Here is a 17,764-nt window from a genome sequence, read left to right as displayed (position 1 = left end):
TGACTATCGGGAGGCCGCGTTCGGCCGGGCAGGATCCGCGACCCGGATCGCCGCACCCGGCTTGAGCGCGACCTTCGCCGCGTCGATCCAGCGCGCGAAATAGCCGACGTCGGCGAATACCGAGGGATAATCCTTGTAGCCGCAGCCCATCGACCAGCTGACGACCCCGACCAGTTCGTCGCGGCCGGAAACCCGGCGTACCAGCGGCCCGCCACTGTCGCCCCGGCAGGTGAACACCCCGTCCCCGCTCGCGCGCCCGGCCAGCGCGGTCGGCGGGAACATGCAGACCATGCCCGGGGTCACCTTGTCGGCGAGCTTTCGGCGGCAGGCGTCGAGGCTGACCGAGGCGAGTTCGCCATATTGCAGCGTCTCGGCATTGCGGTTGAGGCGGCCGGACACGGGCATGATGATGCTCCCGGTCGGCGACACCGCACCGGTCAGGCCCCAGCCGAAGGCATTGGCCCTGACCCCAGCGGCAAGCGGCCGGGTCGCGGTGGCGAGCGGCGCGGGCATCCTGCCCACCGAGCCCCGGTCGGCCGCGAGCAGCAGCAGCGCGACATCGTTGCGCGGGTCTCCGGGAGCATAGCCCGCGTGCACCGCGACCCCTGCGATCGCATAGGTCGTGCCCTCCTTGCCGAGCTTGCGCGAGCCCATCCGGACCCGCCGCTGGACCAGCACCTTGGCCAGCCCATTGCCGGCATATTGGCCGTCGGCAACGCAATGGGCGGCGGTCATCACGATCATCGGCGCGATCAGCGTCGCCCCGCAGCGATGCTGGCGCTCCTCGTAGCTCCTCAGCTTCAGGAACTGGCTCTGGTCCTCGGGCAGCTTGGCGTCGGCGGCGATCTCGGCGGGCGTATAGGGCAGCACCGAATAGAATTGCGCGGCCCAGGTCGCCATCATCGCGGTGGCGTCCATTGCGTTGCCCATGGCGACCACGGGCTCGGGATCGATCAACACCTGGACCGAGCGCACCGCAAGGTCGTCGGCGAGCACCAGTCCCGGCTCGGGCCGGACGCACTCCTTCTGCCCATCGGCCGTGCAGTCGGGCCAGTCGCCGAGCGGATCGAGATGGTCGATCGCGGCGACGTCGATCGGCGCGGCCGAGGTGAGGATGAGGAAACGCGGATCGTCCTCTGCCTCGGACCGGATCACCATCCGGGCCGGAAAGACGATGCTCTCGCCCGGCGCCAACCTCCGCACGGGCGCCTCGGCGTCGATCCCTGCCCAGTCGAGCCCCAGCGTCCCGTCGGCGGCCATGGCGGTGACGAAGCGCGGGCCGCCCGAGCGGTTGGTCACCCGTACCTCGGCATCGTCTTCGAACCGGACGAACGCGGTGGTCCCCTTCTGCCCGAGCGGCTTGCAGTCGGTCCCGAAGATCTTGATCACCAGGCAGATCTCGACCCCGTTGGTGTCGGCGAAGCTGCGGTCGAGCAGCGCCCGGGTCCGTCCCGCCGCGACCAGCAGGCGTTGGAGGCGCGGCACTGTCGCCTCGTCGCGCAGGTTGCCGACCGGCCAGGTTCGCGGGCGCGGCACGACGGGCTCGAAGGTCTTGGTGACATCGCGCCAGCGATCGGGCGGATCGCGCAGGTCGACGAGCTCGAGGTCGAGCGGAAAGTCGGGCTTGGTGGTGACGAGATAGTCCGCGGGCTCGCCGACGGTGACGAACGGAAAATTGCCCAGCAGGCTCAGGATCTCCGCCGCCTCCTCGCCGACCCCGGGATCGATCCGCACCCGCACCTCGCCCAGGCGCGACGCGGAGAGTGCCGGTGCCGGCGCCGGTGCCGGTGGCGGTGCCGGCTCGCTCGCCCGCGCGGCCCCCGGACTGACCGCCAGCACGCACCCCGCCAACAAATAGCCCAATTTCGCCATGCGCGGCCCCCTCGCCTCGATCGGGCAAGACTAGCATGTCCGCGTGGCGGGCGCAGCGCCCTCGCGCTTACGCCACTTCTTCTCGCAGCAGGCGATTGATGCTCTCAGCCAGCTTCTCGAGCGTGAAGGGTTTGGTGACGAGCATCATGCCGGGATCGAGGAAGTCGATCAGCGAGGTCGCCTGTTCGGCATAGCCGGTGATGAACAGGATCGGCAGCCCGGGCCGGTGGCGGCGCGCCTCGTCGGCGAGTTCGCGGCCGTTGAGCCCCGGCATGCCGATGTCGCTGATCATGAGGTCGATCTCGGCGTCCGACTTCAGATAGGGCACGGCCTGGGACGGATCGGCGATCTCGGTCGCGTCATAGTGCAGTTCCTCGAGCACCTCGCGCACGAGCATCCGCACCGCGTCCTCGTCCTCGACCACCAGCACGCGCTGTCCCGTGCCCTTCGGCTGGACCTTCGCCTTGCCTTCCTCGACCGGCGGCACGGCGAAGGTGCCGGGGAGATAGAGACTGACCGTGGTCCCCTCGCCCGGCGCGCTGTCGATCCGGATGGTGCCGCCGCTCTGCTCGGCGAAGCCATAGACCATCGACAGGCCAAGCCCCGTCCCCTGCCCCTGCGGCTTGGTGGTGAAGAAGGGCTCGAACACCTTGTCGAGAACCTCGGGCGGCATGCCGCTGCCGGTGTCGCGGACGAAGATGCGCAGGCACGTCTCGTGATCCATCGCCGCCGGGCACTTCCCCGGTTCCGCGCGTCCCGCGGCGATCACCAGCTCGCCGCCGTCGGGCATGGCGTCGCGGGCGTTGATCGCGAGGTTGAGGATCGCATTCTCGAGCTGGTTGGCGTCGGCCAGCGCCAGCGGCAAGCCGTCGGCGACCTCGAGCCCTAGCGCGATATTCTCGGGCAGCGCGTGGGACACGAGTTGCGCCACCGCCTGGAGGATCGCCGGCACCTCGAGCGGCCGGGGATCGAGCGGCTGGCGCCGGGCGAAGGCGAGCAGGCGGTGGGTCAGCGCGGCGGCCCGCTCGGCCGACTTGAGCGCAGTGTCGAGATAGCGCTCGAAGCCGTCGAGGCGATTGTCCGCCATCCGCCGGCGCATCATGTCGAGCGAACCGATGATGCCCGTCAGCATGTTGTTGAAGTCGTGCGCGATGCCGCCGGTCAGCTGGCCGACCGCCTCCATCTTCTGGCTCTGCCGAAGCGAGGCTTCGGCGCGCTCGCGCTCGGCGACTTCGGCGCGAAGCCGCTCCATCGCCCGCTCGAGCTCGGCGGTCCGCTCGCGCACCTGCTCCTCGAGCCGGTCGGCCGAACGCGACAGCGCCTGGCGCTGCTGGTAAAGATCGACGAACACGCCGACCTTGCTGCGCAGGATGTCGGCCTCGATCGGCTTCTGGATGAAATCCACCGCCCCCGCCTCGTAGCCGCGGAAGCGGCGATGAATGTCGCTGCTGCCGGCGGTGAGGAAGATGATCGGCACGCGCCGGCTACGCTCGTTGCCGCGCATGAATTCGGCGAGCTCGAACCCGTCCATTCCCGGCATCTGCACGTCGAGCAGCGCCAGCCCGACATCGTGCTGGAGCAAGAGCTCGAGCGCCTCCTCGCCCGAGCGTGCACGCAGGAACTGGATGTGGTCGGCCGCCAGCAGCGCCTCGAGCGCAAGCAGATTCTCGGCGAGGTCGTCGACGATCAGCAGCGGAACGGGCGAAACAAGGTCGGTCATGCGGCTCCGAGACCCAGGAGATGGTCGGCGATCGAGTCGAGCGACAGGGCACGAGCATCGGCACAACGGGCAAGAGCGGCAGCCGGCATGGTGGCGGCATAGGCGCTTGCGGGGTCTTCGACCAGCACGCTTCCGCCCGCCTGCTCGATCAGCGCCGCGCCGCGCGCCCCGTCCTCGTTGGCGCCGGTCAGCACGACCGCGAGGAGCTCGGGGCCGAAACTCTCCGCCGCGCTCTCGAACAGGACGTCGATCGAGGGCCGCGAGAAGAGCACGGGCTCGTCGGTCGAAAGGGCGATGGTGCCTTCGCGCTCGACCATCAGGTGATAGGCGGGCGGGGCGAAATAGACGGTGCCGGGGGCGATCCTTTCCTTGTCGTCGGGCTCGACCACGGCAACCGCGCATTTGGCCGCGAACAGCCGGGTCAGCCCGGAGGGCGCGGCCGGAACGTGCACCACCACGAGGATCGGCACGGGATAGTCCGCCGGAAGCCGCGGCAGGATGTCGGAGAGCGCCTGCACCGCGCCCGCCGAGGCGCCGATCACGATCGCTCGCGGCGCGGCCCCGGTCATGCGTCGGTCCGCTGGTAGATCTTCTCCTCGCGGACGAAGTCGGTGAAGGAGTCGGCATGTTCGGAGAAGCGCAGGGTCTCCTTCGAGCCCAGCCCGAGGAATCCGCGACGGGTGAGTGAATCGCGAAACAGCCCCACCGCCCGGTCCTGCAGCGGCCGGTCGAAATAGATCATGACGTTGCGGCACGAGACCAGCTGGCACTCGGTGAACACTTCGTCGGTGACGAGGCTGTGGTCGGAGAAGACCACCTTCGCGCGCAGCTTCTTGTCGAACACCGCGCGGTCGTAGGCGGTGGTGTAATAGTCGGCGAGCGAGCTCTTGCCCCCGGCCAGCTGGTGATTGCGCGAGAAGGTCGCGATCCGGTCGAGCGGGTAGATGCCGCTGCGCGCGATCTCGAGCGCGGCCGGATTGATGTCGCTGGCGTAGATGATCGTCCGGTCGAGCAACCCTTCCTCGTGGAGCAGGATGGCGAAGCTGTGCACTTCCTCGCCATGGCTGCAGCCCGCGATCCAGATCTTGAGCGATGGGTAGGTGCGCAGGTGCGGCACCACCTTCTCGCGCAGGGCGAGGAAGTAGCTCGGATCGCGGAACATCTCGCTGACCTGCACGGTCAGATAGTCGAGCAGCCGCGAGAGCATGTCCTCGTCGTGCAGCACCTCTTCCTGCATCGCCGAGAAATTGGGGAAGCCGAGCTGGTCGCGGGCCTGGCGCAGCCGCCGCCGGATCGAGGTGCGCGCATAGTGGCGGAAGTCGTAATGATAGCGCAGGAACAAAGCTTCCAGCAGAAGCTGGATCTCGATGTCCTCGACGTTCCCGGCAGGGGGGTTGGTCACCGCGGCATCCACACCCGGACCAGCGACAGCAGTTTGTCGACATCGAGCGGCTTGGCCATGTAGTCGCTGGCGCCCGCGGCGAGACACTTGGCCTGGTCGTCGGGCATGGCCTTGGCGGTCAGCATGATGATCGGCAGCCGCGCCCATTGCTGGTCGTCGCGGATCCGCCGGGTCGCCTCGAGCCCGTCCATCACCGGCATCATCACGTCCATCAGCACGAGGTCGACCGGGTCGCCGCCCGCACCCGCCTTGGCCAGCGCGTCGAGCGCTTCCTGGCCGTTGCGCGCGATCGCCACCTTGGCCCCGCGCGGCTCGAGGATGTTGGTCAGCGAATAGATGTTCCGGACGTCATCCTCGACGACCAGGATCCTGCGGCCCTCGAGCACGGCGTCGCGGTGGCGCGCCTGACGGATCATCCGCTGCTGCTCGGCCGGGAGCTCGGACACGACCTGGTGGAGGAAAAGCGTGACCTCGTCGAGCAGCCGTTCGGGGCTCTTCGCGCCCTTGATGATGATCGAGCTGGAATAGCGGCGCAGGCGCTGCTCCTCGTCCTGGCTGAGGTCGTGGCCGGTGTAGACGATCACCGGCGGGAAGCTGTGTTGGTCGTCCTCGCTCAGCGTTTCGAGCAGCGAATAGCCCGAGGCGTCGGGCAGCGAGAGGTCGAGCACCATGCAATCGAAGGTCTCCGCGCGCAGCCGCTCGAGGCATTCGGCGGCGGTGCCGACCGCGACCGTCTCGATCTCGGGCCCGGCGAGGAGCTTGCTCACCGCCTCGCGCTGGACGAGGTCGTCCTCGACGATTAGCACGCGCCGCATGGTGCGGGTCAGCTGGGCCTCGAGCGCGGACAGCGCCTGGCTCAGTTCCTCCTTCTTCACCGGCTTGACCAGATAGCCCATGGCGCCGAGCGAAAAGGCGGTCTGGGTCTGGTCGCTGGCCGAGATGACGTGGATCGGGATGTGCCGCGTCGCGTCCTCGCGCTTCAGCCGGTCGAGCACTGCTAGGCCCGACTGGTCGGGCAGGCCGAGGTCGAGGACGATGCCGCTCGGCTTGTGCTCGCGGGCGAGGTCGAGCGCTTCCTCGGCGGTGCCCGCAATCAGGGTCTGGAACGAGGCCTCGCGCGCAATGTCGCGGACGATCTTCGCGAAGGTGCGATCGTCCTCGACGATCAGCAGTACGCGCTGTCCGGCGCCGAGCTGGTTGCGGTCGTCGTCGACCGGCGCGCTGCGGGCGACCTTGCGGCGCGGCTTGGCCGGGGCCTTGGTCGCGGCGGCTGCAGGGACCGGTGCGGCAGCCGGCGCCGGCAGCGGCCGGGCGGAAACCAGGCCCGGGTCATATTCGACCGGCACGGTGACGGTGAAGCGGCTGCCGACGCCCGGCTCGCTTTCGAGCGCGATGGTCCCGCCGAGCAGCCGGGCGAGCTCGCGCGAGATCGACAGGCCGAGCCCCGTCCCGCCGAATTTGCGGTTGATCGAGCCGTCGGCCTGGCGGAAGGCCTCGAAAATCGCTTTCTGCTGGTCGGGCGCAATCCCGATTCCGGTATCGCTGACGCTGAGGGCGATGCGGTCGTCTTCCGCCCGGGCGATGGCGAGCGTGACCTTGCCCTCGGCGGTGAACTTGAAGGCGTTGGCAAGGAGGTTCTTGAGGATCTGCTCGAGCCGCTGGCGGTCCGAGACGATGAGGTCGGGCGCCCCCGCCTCGACCGCGATCTCGAACGCGACCCCGCGCTCGGCCGCGATGGGCTCGAAGGTCCGCCGGAGGTCGCGGGTCAGCCGCTCGATCGCGACTTCCGCGGGCTGGACCTCGACGTGGCCGGCTTCGATCTTGGACAGGTCGAGAATATCGTTGATGAGGTTGAGAAGGTCGTTCCCCGAGGCCTGGATGGTCCGCGCATATTGCGCCTGTTCCTCGGTCAGGTTGCCGGTCGGATTGTCGCCGAGCAGCTTGGACAGGATCAGCAGCGAATTGAGCGGGGTGCGCAATTCGTGGCTCATGTTGGCGAGGAAGTCGGACTTGTACTGGCTCGCCTGCTCAAGCTCGCGGGCCTTGGCCTCGACCGCGGCGCTCGACTTGGCGAGGTCGTCGCGCTGGACCTCGAGCAGCCGCGCCTGTTCCTCGAGCTGCGAATTGGTCTGCTCGAGCTCGACCTGCTGCTGCTCGAGCCGCACCGCCGATTCCTTGAGCGCCCGGCCCTGCTCCTCGAGTTCCTCGTTGGAGACCTTGAGCTCCTCGCTCTGGACCTGCAGCTCCTCCGACTGGCGCTGGGTTTCCTCGAGAAGGGACCTGAGCTCGGTACGATATTTGGCCGACCGCAGCGCGGTCCCGGCGGGTCCCGCGACCTGGTCGAGCAATTCGAGCACCTGCGCGTCGACCGGCTTGAGGAAGCCCAGCTCGACCACCGCATTGACCAGCCCGTCGGCGTTGAGCGGCGCGATGACGAGGTGCCGCGGGCGGTCCTGGCCGAGCGCGGAGCCGATCGTCAGATAGCCTTCGGGCACCTCGTCGACGATCATCGGCTTGCCCGACTCGGCGACGCGCCCGAGCAGTCCCTCGCGCAGCTTGAAGCGCTCGGTGACCTTGGCCTCGGCGGGCACGCCCAGCATGGCCGTACGGCGGAAGATGCCATGCTCGCCCTTGAACAGGACGCTGGCCTGCGCGCCGACGTAATTGGTGAGGAAGTCGACGATGTCCTGGCTGAGCCCGGGCACGTCCTTGTCGCCGAGCATGGCCTGGGCAAGCCCGACCTCGCCGGCCTGGAGCCACAGCTGCCGCCGCCGGGCGGTGGCCGAGCGGTGCGCCAGGAAACCGATGGCGACCGTCAGCGCCATGCCCAGCAGCGCCGCCATGACGGCACTGAGGATGGCGGTGCTAAACGCCGCGTCACGCGCCTCGATCCGGCCAAGGCGGGTCTGCCGCTCATTGGTGCGAAGCTGCGCGATCTTCAGCCGGACCGCGTCCATCTGCGCCTTTTCACGGTCGGGATCGATCGTGGCGAGCGTCGCCTCGATCCCGTTGCGCTGGCGAACCGCGATCGACTGGGCGAGGCTTTCGAATTTGGCCGCGACCAGCGGGCGGAGCGATTCCAGGTTCGTCCGTTGCTCGGGATCGTCATGGGTCAGCCGGTCGAGCGTCTGGAGGCTCGCCTGGCTGCGCGCCTCGGCGTCGCGATAGGGCTGGAGATAGGCGGGGTTGGCGGTGAGAAGGAAGCCGCGCTGTCCGGTTTCGCCATCCTGCATCGCCGAGAGGAGGTCGCCAAGGCTCGTGATCACCTCATGCGTGGCCGCGACCCGCTCGGTCTCCGCCCGCACCGACTGGATGTTGAGATAGGTGATGACCCCGGTCGCGACGAAGAAGACCAGCGCCGCGATCACGCCCACGATGGTGCCGAGGCTGGAGCGGGTCGCGCTAATGTTCTGGTCGTTTTCGTTCATGATCGTGTGGACAGTCCCAATGTCTGAGCCGTCCGGGCGTTTCCATGCCTGTGCAACTTTCGCAACCTCGATCATTTGGCTGTGGCCCCGGCGCGACATTTCCCGGAACAGCGGGCAAGCCGCGTCGTTAGAGGAAAGCAACGAGCGCGCCCGGCGCCTCGGCGCGGGTGCCCTTCCCTTCTTGTCATAACAGTGGACCGATGCTGCTCGAACCACCGCCAACGCACCTCCTCGAGGGCGCGAGCCTGTTTCTCGATTTCGACGGGACGCTTGTCGCCATCGCCGACCGGCCCGACGCGATCCTGGTCGATGCGGGGCTTCCGGCCCTTCTTCGCCAGCTGGTGGAGCGGCTCGAGGGACGCGTGGTGCTGGTCAGCGGCCGCGCCGCGAGCGACGTCCGCGCCTGGCTCGGTCCGCTCGACATCACCGTCGCGGGGAGCCACGGGCTCGAGCGGCCCGGCGCCCCAGCCCCGACTGCGACCGCGACGCAAGCCTTCCAGCCACTGCGCGACCTGACCCAGCGCGTCGCCGGGCTCCTCCTCGAGGAAAAGCCGTTGGGCGCCGCGCTCCATTATCGCCAGGCCCCCGAGGCCGAGGAACTGTGCCGCGCCGCGGTCACTGCGGTTGCCGCGGCGAGCGGGCTCGCGGTGCAGCCCGGCAAGATGGTGTTCGAACTCAAGCCTGCGGGCGGCGACAAGGGCAGCGCGGTCACCGCGATCATGGCCGAGCCGCCCTTCCGCGGCACCCGCCCCTTCTTCATCGGCGACGACCTCACCGACGAGCATGGCTTCGCCGCCGCCGCCGCCCTCGGCGGGGCCGGGATCCTGGTCGGCGAGCCGCGAACCACCGCGGCGACTTTTGCTCTTGCCGACGTGCCCGCGGTCCATACCTGGCTGGCCCAGGCCGCGGAGGCGCTGGCATGAGCGATCTCGACCTCTGGCCGATCGGCAATTGCCAGGTGAGCGCGCTGATCGATCGAAGCGCCTCCTTCGTCTGGGGCTGCGTCCCCCGGGTCGATGGCGATCCCCTCTTCTCGGCCCTGCTCGGCGGCGCCGACGAGCCGCAGCACGGCTTCTGGGCGATTGACCTCCACGACGAGGTGACGGTCGAGCAGCGCTACCTGCGCAACACCCCGATCCTCTCGACCACCAAGACCGACTCCGCCGGCAACAGCATCGAGATCGTCGACTTCTGCCCGCGCTTCCAGCGGCTCGGCCGGACCTATCGCCCGGTCGCCTTCGCGCGGATCGTGCGCCCGCTCGGCGGCAGCCCGCGGATCCGGGTCCGGCTGCGTCCGGCGCAGGACTGGGGACAGAAGGCCGAGGCGCTTCCCGGCGGCTCCAACCACATTCGCTTCCACCTGCCCGCGCTACCGATGCGGCTCACCACCGACGCTCCCGTAGCGCTGGTCCGCGAGGAGCGCTTCTTCCGCCTCGAACGCGCCGCGACCTTCTTCCTCGGGCCCGACGAGCCCTTTGGCGACGACCTCTCGCAGCGCGTCATCGAGATGCTGGCGAGCACCGCCGCCGAGTGGCGCGAGTGGGTGCGCGGGCTCGCCACCCCGGTCGAATGGCAGGACGCGGTGATCGCCGCCGCCATCGCGCTCAAGCTCTGCCAGCACGAGGAGACCGGCGCGATCGTCGCCGCGCTCACCACTTCGGTCCCCGAACATGCCGGGTCGCAGCGCAACTGGGACTATCGCTACTGCTGGATCCGCGACGCTTATTACACCGTCCAGGCGTTGAACCGGCTGGGCGCGCTCGACGTCCTCGAGGGCTATCTCGGCTACCTGCGCAACATCGTCGACGAGGCACGCGGGGGCGAGATCCAACCGCTCTACGGCGTCACCGGCGAAGCGCGGCTCGAGGAACGGGTCGAGCCCGGCCTGCCCGGCTATCGCGGCATGGGGCCGGTCCGGGTCGGCAACCAGGCCTATGAACAGGTCCAGCACGACGCCTACGGCCAGATCATCCTGTCCAACGTCCAGGCCTTCTTCGACCGCCGCCTGTTCCGAATGGCGACCGCCGAGGATTTTGCGGCGCTCGAACGGATCGGCGAACGCGCCTTCGCGCTTCACGACCAGCCCGACGCCGGCCTGTGGGAATTGCGTACCCGCAAGCATGTCCACACTTATTCCGCCGCCATGTGCTGGGCCGCCTGCGATCGGCTGGCCTCGGCGGCGAGCGCGCTCGGGCTCGGCGACAAGGCGGATTTCTGGGCCGACCGTGCCGCCACCGTCCGCAGTCGGATCGAGGACGCCGCCTGGCGTCCCGACACCGGGCGCATCTCGGCGACCTTCGAAGGCGACGACCTCGACGCGAGCCTGATCCAGCTGCTCGACCTGCGCTTCTTCGCCCCGTCCGACCCGCGCTTCCAGGGCACGCTGCGGGCGGTCGAGGAAGGGCTGCGGCGCGGCTCGCACATGCTGCGCTACGCGACCGAGGATGACTTCGGCCTGCCCGAAACCGCCTTCAACGTCTGCACCTTCTGGCTGATCGAAGCGCTCCAGGCGACGGGCCGCGAAGCCGACGCCCGCGCGCTGTTCGAGGAGATGCTATCGCGCCGCACCGGGGCCGGCCTCCTGTCCGAGGACATCGATCCACAGAGCGGCGAGCTCTGGGGCAATTACCCGCAGACCTATTCGCTGGTGGGCACGATCAACTGCGCGGTCCTCCTCAGCAAGCCATGGAGTTCGGTCCGATGAGCCGCCTGATCGTCATCTCCAACCGGGTCGCCGCGGCGACCGGCGGCAATGCGGGCTCGCAAGGCGGGCTCGCGGTCGCGTTGACCTCGGCTCTGCGCGAATGCCGCGGCCTGTGGTTCGGCTGGTCGGGCGAGGTGACCGAAGAATTCACCGGCCAGATCACCTTCCAGCGCGACGACGACGTCACCACCGCGACAGTCGACCTCGAGGAACAGGACGTCGAGGAATATTACGACGGCTACGCCAACCGGACCCTGTGGCCGCTGTTCCACTATCGCATCGACCTGGCCGAATATGAGCGCGGCTTCGCGGGCGGCTACCAGCGCGTCAACGAGCGCTTCGCCGAGACGATCGCCCCGCTGATCGAGCCCGACGACGCGGTCTGGGTCCAGGACTATCACATGATCCCGCTCGGCACCGAGCTGCGCAAGCGCGGCTGCCGCAACCGGATCGGCTTCTTCCTCCACACGCCCTGGCCGCCGCGCCGGCTGCTGCTGACCCTGCCCGAGGCGAGCGACCTGGTGGAAACCATGTTCGCCTATGACGTGATCGGCTTCCACACCGACGAATGGCTGCAGTCGTTCGTCGACTTCGTGGTGCTGGAAAGCGGTGGCTCCTATGCCGATGGCATCCTCCGGCTCGGCGACCGGCAGATCCGGCTGATCACCTGCCCGATCGGGATCGACTGCGCCGAGTTCCGGTCGCTTGCCGAGAGCCCGGAGGCGATCGAGACCTTCAACCAGATGCGCGACAGCGCCGCCAACCGCGCGATGATGGTCGGGGTCGACCGCCTCGACTACAGCAAGGGGCTGGAGGAACGCTTTCTCGGCTACGAGCGCTTCCTCGTCGAGAATCCGGCGGAGCGGAAGGAAGTCTTCCTGCTCCAGATCGCGCCGCCGTCGCGTGGCACGGTCGAAAGCTACCAGCGCATTCGCAGCTCCCTGGAAGGGCTGTCGGGGCGGATCAACGGCGCGCACGCCGATCTCGACTGGGTGCCGATCCGCTACGTCAACCAGGGCTATTCGCGGGCCGTGCTGGCGGGCGTCTATCGCGCCGCCCGGATGGCGCTGGTCACGCCCCTGCGCGACGGCATGAACCTCGTCGCCAAGGAATTCGTCGCCGCGCAGGATCCCGAGGATCCAGGCGTCCTCATCCTGTCGCGCTTCGCCGGCGCCGCGGTCCAACTGAAGGACGCGCTGCTGGTCAATCCCTACAGCGCCGAGGAAGTCTCCGACGCAATCCGCACCGCGCTCGCCATGGGCCGCGAGGAGCGGATCGCGCGCTGGCGGGCGATGTTCGACAATATCCGCGAACAGGACGTGCTGTGGTGGCGCCGCCGCTTCACCGACGCCCTGTTCGCCGCGACGCCCCCGCTCACGCCCGAGCCCCTCGCCGAGACCGCCTGAGTCCCGCCTTTCGGTGCGACGGCGCAACGATTGACCGCGCCGCCGGTTGGCGCTCCCATGGCCGAGCACAGCAGTCGAACCGCGATCATCGCCGCCCTGATCGGCAATCTGTGCATCGCCGTGACCAAGGGGATCGCGGCGGCGATCAGCGGCAGCAGCTCGATGCTGAGCGAGGCGGTCCATTCGCTGGTCGACACCGGCAACGAGGTGCTCCTCCTCTACGGCCAGCACCGCGCCAAGAAGCCCGCCGACGAGCACCACCCCTATGGCTATGGCCGCGAGCTCTATTTCTGGGCCTTCGTGGTGGCGCTTCTGATCTTCGCGCTGGGCGCCGGGGTCTCGCTCTACGAGGGGGTCATCCACATCATGGCGCCCGAGCCGATCCAGCAGGCGTGGATCAACTTCACCGTGTTCGGCCTGTCCTTCGTCTTCGAGAGCGTGTCCTGGTGGTTCGGCTGGAAGAGCTTCAACCAGAGCCGCGGCGACCAAGCCTTCTGGGCCGCCTTTCGCAACAGCAAGGATCCGGCGAGCTTCATGGTCCTGTTCGAGGACAGTGCGGCGCTGATCGGGATCGCGATCGCCGCGGGCGCGACCGCCTTGTCGCTGTGGCTCGACCGCCCATGGATCGACGGTGTCGGGTCGGTGCTGATCGGGCTGCTTCTGGCGGTGGTCGCGGTGCTGCTCGCGCGCGAGAGCAAGGCGCTCCTGATCGGCGAGCGCGCCGCGCCCGAGCTCGCCCGCTCGATCCGCGAAATGGCCAATGCGGAGGGCTGCGTCACCCGGGTGATCGACGTCACCACGTCGCAGCTCGCCCCCGACCAGGTGATTGCGACGGTCGCGATCGACATCGAGGACGAATTGCGCGTGCCCGAGGTCGAAGCGCTGATCTGCCGCCTCGAACAGCGCCTCGCTGCGAAACACCCCGAACTCACCCGCATCTTCATCCGCCCCGAACCCGCGGGCGACGCAGTGGCGCTGGCCTAATCATTTTCGTGTGGAAACTGGCTGGGGCGGCAGGATTCGAACCTGCGAATGCCGGTACCAAAAACCGGTGCCTTACCACTTGGCGACGCCCCAGTGCGCGGGCGGCTTATAGCGGCTCAAAGCGCGAGGTGAAGCCCGTTCAGGCGGCGTAGGGGCGCGGGCGCAACGTCGCGACCGGGGCGGGCTCTGGCAGCCCTTCGGCGCGGGACGCAGGAACGGTCGGCCGACCGAACAGATAGCCCTGCAACTGGCCGCAGCCCATGGCGGTCATCTGCGCCGCCTGCTCGACGGTCTCGATCCCCTCGGCGGTGACCTCGAGACGCAGGCCCCGGGCCAGGGTCAGGATCGATTCGACGATCGCCCGCTCGGCCGGATGGCCGGGCAGCGCCGCGGCGGCGGTGAAGCTGCGGTCGATCTTGACCTTGCTGAATTCGCCATTGGCGAGGCAGACGAAATTGGAATAGCCCATCCCGAAATCGTCGAGCACCAGCCGCACCCCGATCGCGCGCAGCTGCTCGAGCGTCGCCCGGGTGGTGCTGTCGTCGGCGAGGAAGATGCTCTCGGTCACCTCGAGTTCGAGCCGCTCGGCCGGGAGCCCGCTGGACCCCAGGGCCTGGATCACATGTCCCACCAGCACCGGCCCGGCGGCGAGCTGCGCGCTCGAGACGTTGACCGCGACCCGCGCCCGGTCCTTCCAGGCGGCGGCTTCGCGGCAGGCTTCGCGAAGCACCCAATTGCCGACCTGCCCGATCAGTCCGGCATCCTCGATCACCGGCACGAACAGGTCGGGCGGAACCTCGCCACGGACCGGATGGGTCCAGCGCAGCAGCGCCTCGCGCGCGATCACCTTGTGGCTTCGGGCATGGACGATCGGCTGATAGGCAAGGCTCAGCTGGCCGATGTTGAGCGCCTGCCGCAGGTCGCTCTCGAGCGCACGATTGGCGGCCGCCTGCTCGGCCATCCACGGCGCAAAGAAATGGAAACTCCCGCGCTTCGCCTTCTTGGCGCTGTAGAGCGCGAGGTCGGCGCTGCGGATCAGCGTTTCCTGAGACACCCCGTCCGAGGGCGCAACGGCGATCCCGATGGTCGCCCCGATGTTGAGATCGGCCGAGCCGATCCGGTAGGGCGCCGAAAGCGAGCGAATGATTTCCTCGGCGAGGCTCGACAGCTCGGCGCGGCCGCTGGTCGCCGTCAGCACCAGCGCGAATTCGTCGCCGCCGAGGCGCCCTACCCGGGTCCCCGCCGCGACCTGCTCGAGCCGCCGCGCCACCTCGCACAGGAGTTCGTCGCCGATGCCGTGGCCGAGGGTGTCGTTGACCAGCTTGAAGCGGTCGAGATCGACCAGCATCATCGCGCAGCTGCCCCGGCCCGCGCGGCGGCGAAGCAGCGCCTCCTCGAGCAGCTCGCGGATCAGGAGGCGATTGGCCAGCCCGGTCATGTGGTCGTGGCGGGCGGCGGTGACGCTGTCATGGCCGGTCAGCCGCGAGGCGGTGATGTCCGAACCGACTCCGCGCCAGCCGATCGGCGCCCCGGCATGGTCGAACAGCGGCTTGCCCGACAGCGACCACCACTGTCGCCCGGACATGGCCGGAATGGCGACGTCGCGGAACGGCCGGTTCGAGCGCAAGGCATCGACGATGGTGCGCATCCCCGTCGACACCGCCGCCACCCGCCCGACGGGATCGAGCAGGGTCACGGCATCGAGCCCGATCAGCGATTCCGGTGTGCGCCCGAGCGCGTCAGCAAGGCCCGACGAGACCCGGGTCAGCGCGAGGTCGGGGCCAAGCTCCCACAACCATTCGCTGCCCGAGGCGTCGAACTCGCGCAGGATGTTGATAAGCTCGGCCTTTTCGCGGAGCTCGAGGCTGGCGGCGAGATGGCCGGCGAACTGGCGCGCGTTCCACAGCACGGCATAGGTCAGCAGCCCCGCGAACAGCGGCAGCAGGATCAGGACGGTGATTTCCCCCAGCCGCGACATGCTGACGAGCCCGGCGATGGTCACCGTGCCGACATAGGTGAGCGCCGCAGGCGGCACGCTCGACAGGGTGACCGAAGCGCCGCTCGCCATGCCGAACAGGACCAGCACCATGATCACCTGGGCCTGCGGGGGCGCGCCGTCGAACCAGGCGAGCACCGGAACCACCCACAGCAGGCTGAGGAAGAAGATCGGTGGGAGGATGGTCCTGAGCGAGGGCGGATTGCGCGAGGCGTAGGCCGGGTCGCGCCTGAGCCGCCAGACCCGCGACAAGCGAAGGACGCAGAAGCCGAGGAATACGCCGGCCCAGGCCAGCAATTCGCCGTGATGGCCGATCGGCCACAGGCAGGCGCCCAGCACCAGAGCGGCCAGCAGGTTGACCGCAATCGTCAGCGGGACCAGCCGGACGAGTGAGTCGATCTGCCCCTGGCGCACCCGATGGCCGAGCGCGTCGCCAGGCGGCGCGATGAAGCACAATTCGAGGAGGCGGATGCGGCCGGGCCGCTCCGACGCTGTCAACACATCACGGATGAGCACGTCCGTCACCGTGCCGGACTAGGCGCAAGAAGCGAACGAAACCTAAAGTTCGCATCGATTTTGGCGGAGCTTGCACCGAAACGGATCAATCGAGCGACTTGCGATAGGTTTCGGGGAGCCAGATGGCGCTGACCACGAAGGCCATGGCGACCACCGCGATCGTGTACCACAGGCCGGCATAGGCATCCCCGGTGCGGACCACGATATACTGGCTGATGAAGGGCAGGAAGCCGCCGAAATAGCCCGTCCCGATATGATAGGGCACGCTCATCGAGGTATAGCGGATCCGCGCCGGGAAGAGCTCGACCATGATCGCCGCGACCTGGCCGTAGGTCATCGCCGAGAGCGCCACCATCACCGCGACCGCGAGGATGATCTTCCAGCGCTGCTTTTCGGCCGGATCGGCCTTGTCGGGATAGCCGGCCCCGGCGAGCGCGGCGGTATACGCCGCCTGGTCGAAGCCCTGCACCCGCTGGTCGCCGACCCGCAGCGCGACCGTTCCGATCACGTCCTTGCGATAGCTGATGCCGCGCTTCGACAGGAAGTTCAGCGCCTGCGCGCACGGCTCGACATGCTTCTGCGCGAAGACGTTGAACTCGCAATTGTCGGGCATTTCGAGCGTGACCGGCTTGGCCGCCGTCGCTCGTGCCAGCGCCGGATTGGCCCCGTCCGCCATCATGTGGAACAGCGGGAACAGCAGGCCCAGGGTCAGCGCATAGCCGGCGAGCAGCAGCTTCTTGCGGCCGATCCGGTCCGACAGCGCGCCGAAGCCGACGTAGAGCGGCGCCGCGATGCACGCCCCCACCGCCATGTAGAGCAGGGCCTCGGTCTCGCCGACCCGCGCCGTTCCCTGGAGGAAGTAGAGCGTCCCGAACTGGCTGGTGTAATAGATGACCGTCAGCCCCGCGGCGACGCCGAACATGGCGACGAACACGCGCTTGATGTTGCCGGGATAGGTCAGGCTGTCCTTGAAGGGATTGCGGCTGACCGTGCCCGCCTGCTTCATCGCCTTGAACACCGGGCTCTCGCTGAGCTTCATCCGGATGTAGAGCGAAATCGCAAGCATGATCAGGCTGGCGAGGAACGGGATGCGCCAGCCCCAGGCGTCGAACTGCTCAGGCGTGAGCGCCGTCCGGCAGGCCAGCACCACGAACAGGCAGAGGAGGAAGCCGCCGACCACGCTGACCTGGATCCAGCTGGTATATTGGCCGCGCTTGCCCTCGGGGGCGTGCTCGGCGACGTAGATGGCCGCCCCGCCATATTCCCCGCCGAGCGCGAGGCCCTGGAGCAGCCGCAAGGTCACCAGCAGCGCCGGCGCCCACAGCCCGGCGCTGGCATAGGTGGGCAGGAAGCCGATCGCGGCGGTCGCCCCGCCCATCAGCGTGATGGTGATGAGAAAGGTGTATTTGCGCCCGACCTTGTCGCCGAACCAGCCGAACAGCAGCGCGCCCAGCGGCCGGACCCCGAAGCCCGCGCCGAAGGCGGCGAGGCTCGCCAGCGTCGCCGCGGTGGGATTGTCGGCGGGGAAGAACAATTTGCCGAGTAGCGCGGCGAGGATTCCGTAGAGGAAGAAATCATACCATTCGAACACCGTGCCGAGCGCGCTCGCGGTGATCACCAGCCGGTCGCGCTGGGGCCGTTCTTCGGGCGTGTCGGTCGGTGCTGCGGCTGATGCCATGATGCGAAATTCCCCCTCTTGCCGAGGGTTTTAGCGAGGGCGGTTGCGAGGGCAAGCT

Annotated in this window: 11 protein-coding genes and 1 tRNA gene; 4 read left to right on the top strand and 8 right to left on the bottom strand. The window is 68.6% G+C overall.

Translation table 11 applies throughout. From position 1 onward, the window contains the following. Positions 1–3: 3 nt before the first annotated feature. From BS69_RS0112475 to BS69_RS0112455, 5 genes are all read right to left on the bottom strand, one after another. Positions 4–1,872 carry a S1 family peptidase gene (locus BS69_RS0112475; protein WP_156957036.1) on the bottom strand — a complete coding sequence of 623 codons (1,869 nt, stop codon included), beginning with the start codon at positions 1,870–1,872 and terminating at the stop codon, positions 4–6. A gap of 67 nt (positions 1,873–1,939) precedes the next feature. Further along, positions 1,940–3,592 (bottom strand): response regulator, encoded by a 1,653-nt coding sequence (locus BS69_RS13385; RefSeq protein WP_051676812.1) that lies wholly within the window; start codon positions 3,590–3,592, stop codon positions 1,940–1,942. Further along, positions 3,589–4,161 (bottom strand): chemotaxis protein CheB, encoded by a 573-nt coding sequence (locus BS69_RS0112465; protein WP_029942284.1) that lies wholly within the window; start codon positions 4,159–4,161, stop codon positions 3,589–3,591. The genes BS69_RS13385 and BS69_RS0112465 overlap by 4 nt, the downstream gene beginning before the upstream one ends. Next, positions 4,158–5,006, bottom strand: a complete 849-nt coding sequence (locus BS69_RS0112460; protein ID WP_051676811.1) for a CheR family methyltransferase — start codon at positions 5,004–5,006, stop codon at positions 4,158–4,160. Before BS69_RS0112460 ends, BS69_RS0112465 begins: the two co-directional genes overlap by 4 nt. Then, positions 4,991–8,422, bottom strand: coding sequence for a response regulator (locus BS69_RS0112455; protein ID WP_051676810.1), 3,432 nt, complete (start codon positions 8,420–8,422; stop codon positions 4,991–4,993). The genes BS69_RS0112460 and BS69_RS0112455 overlap by 16 nt, the downstream gene beginning before the upstream one ends. A 200-nt stretch (positions 8,423–8,622) precedes the next feature. On the opposite strand from BS69_RS0112455, the gene otsB reads away from it, so the two are divergent. Genes otsB through BS69_RS0112435 form a run of 4 tightly spaced genes read left to right on the top strand, consistent with a single transcriptional unit; the run spans position 8,623 to position 13,516 of the window. Then, on the top strand, positions 8,623–9,345 hold the full coding sequence (gene otsB / locus BS69_RS0112450) for a trehalose-phosphatase (protein WP_029942281.1): 723 nt from the start codon (positions 8,623–8,625) through the stop codon (positions 9,343–9,345). Then, positions 9,342–11,126 (top strand): glycoside hydrolase family 15 protein, encoded by a 1,785-nt coding sequence (locus tag BS69_RS0112445; protein ID WP_029942280.1) that lies wholly within the window; start codon positions 9,342–9,344, stop codon positions 11,124–11,126. Before otsB ends, BS69_RS0112445 begins: the two co-directional genes overlap by 4 nt. Further along, complete coding sequence (locus BS69_RS0112440; RefSeq protein ID WP_051676841.1) at positions 11,123–12,532, top strand: alpha,alpha-trehalose-phosphate synthase (UDP-forming); 1,410 nt, start codon at positions 11,123–11,125, stop codon at positions 12,530–12,532. Before BS69_RS0112445 ends, BS69_RS0112440 begins: the two co-directional genes overlap by 4 nt. Positions 12,533–12,589: 57 nt before the next feature. Beyond that, positions 12,590–13,516, top strand: a complete 927-nt coding sequence (locus tag BS69_RS0112435; RefSeq protein ID WP_029942278.1) for a cation diffusion facilitator family transporter — start codon at positions 12,590–12,592, stop codon at positions 13,514–13,516. An 18-nt stretch (positions 13,517–13,534) separates the two neighbouring features. On the opposite strand, the gene BS69_RS0112430 is transcribed toward BS69_RS0112435, so the two are convergent. The 3 genes from BS69_RS0112430 to BS69_RS0112420 all read right to left on the bottom strand — a co-directional run bounded on the left by BS69_RS0112430 (position 13,535) and on the right by BS69_RS0112420 (position 17,706). After that, positions 13,535–13,609 (bottom strand) — tRNA-Gln (locus BS69_RS0112430). A gap of 46 nt (positions 13,610–13,655) precedes the next feature. Further along, positions 13,656–16,028 carry a putative bifunctional diguanylate cyclase/phosphodiesterase gene (locus BS69_RS0112425; RefSeq protein WP_051676809.1) on the bottom strand — a complete coding sequence of 791 codons (2,373 nt, stop codon included), beginning with the start codon at positions 16,026–16,028 and terminating at the stop codon, positions 13,656–13,658. Positions 16,029–16,113: 85 nt separating this feature from the next. Further along, positions 16,114–17,706, bottom strand: coding sequence for an MFS transporter (locus tag BS69_RS0112420; protein WP_029942276.1), 1,593 nt, complete (start codon positions 17,704–17,706; stop codon positions 16,114–16,116). Between the last annotated feature and the right edge of the window lie 58 nt (positions 17,707–17,764).

This window comes from Sphingomonas astaxanthinifaciens DSM 22298 (assembly GCF_000711715.1).
Taxonomy (GTDB): domain Bacteria; phylum Pseudomonadota; class Alphaproteobacteria; order Sphingomonadales; family Sphingomonadaceae; genus Sphingomicrobium; species Sphingomicrobium astaxanthinifaciens_A.
Note: the sequence above shows the minus strand (reverse complement) of the source record. Positions and strands in the feature narration are given on the sequence as shown.

What these genes read in the sequence shown, in the direction of transcription:
- BS69_RS0112475 (WP_156957036.1), bottom strand. Translation starts at nt 1,872, where the DNA reads ATGGCGAAATTGGGCTATTTGTTGGCGGGGTGCGTGCTGGCGGTCAGT.
- BS69_RS13385 (WP_051676812.1), bottom strand. Translation starts at nt 3,592, where the DNA reads ATGACCGACCTTGTTTCGCCCGTTCCGCTGCTGATCGTCGACGACCTC.
- BS69_RS0112465 (WP_029942284.1), bottom strand. Translation starts at nt 4,161, where the DNA reads ATGACCGGGGCCGCGCCGCGAGCGATCGTGATCGGCGCCTCGGCGGGC.
- BS69_RS0112455 (WP_051676810.1), bottom strand. Translation starts at nt 8,422, where the DNA reads ATGAACGAAAACGACCAGAACATTAGCGCGACCCGCTCCAGCCTCGGC.
- otsB (WP_029942281.1), top strand. Translation starts at nt 8,623, where the DNA reads ATGCTGCTCGAACCACCGCCAACGCACCTCCTCGAGGGCGCGAGCCTG.
- BS69_RS0112445 (WP_029942280.1), top strand. Translation starts at nt 9,342, where the DNA reads ATGAGCGATCTCGACCTCTGGCCGATCGGCAATTGCCAGGTGAGCGCG.
- BS69_RS0112440 (WP_051676841.1), top strand. Translation starts at nt 11,123, where the DNA reads ATGAGCCGCCTGATCGTCATCTCCAACCGGGTCGCCGCGGCGACCGGC.
- BS69_RS0112435 (WP_029942278.1), top strand. Translation starts at nt 12,590, where the DNA reads ATGGCCGAGCACAGCAGTCGAACCGCGATCATCGCCGCCCTGATCGGC.
- BS69_RS0112420 (WP_029942276.1), bottom strand. Translation starts at nt 17,706, where the DNA reads ATGGCATCAGCCGCAGCACCGACCGACACGCCCGAAGAACGGCCCCAG.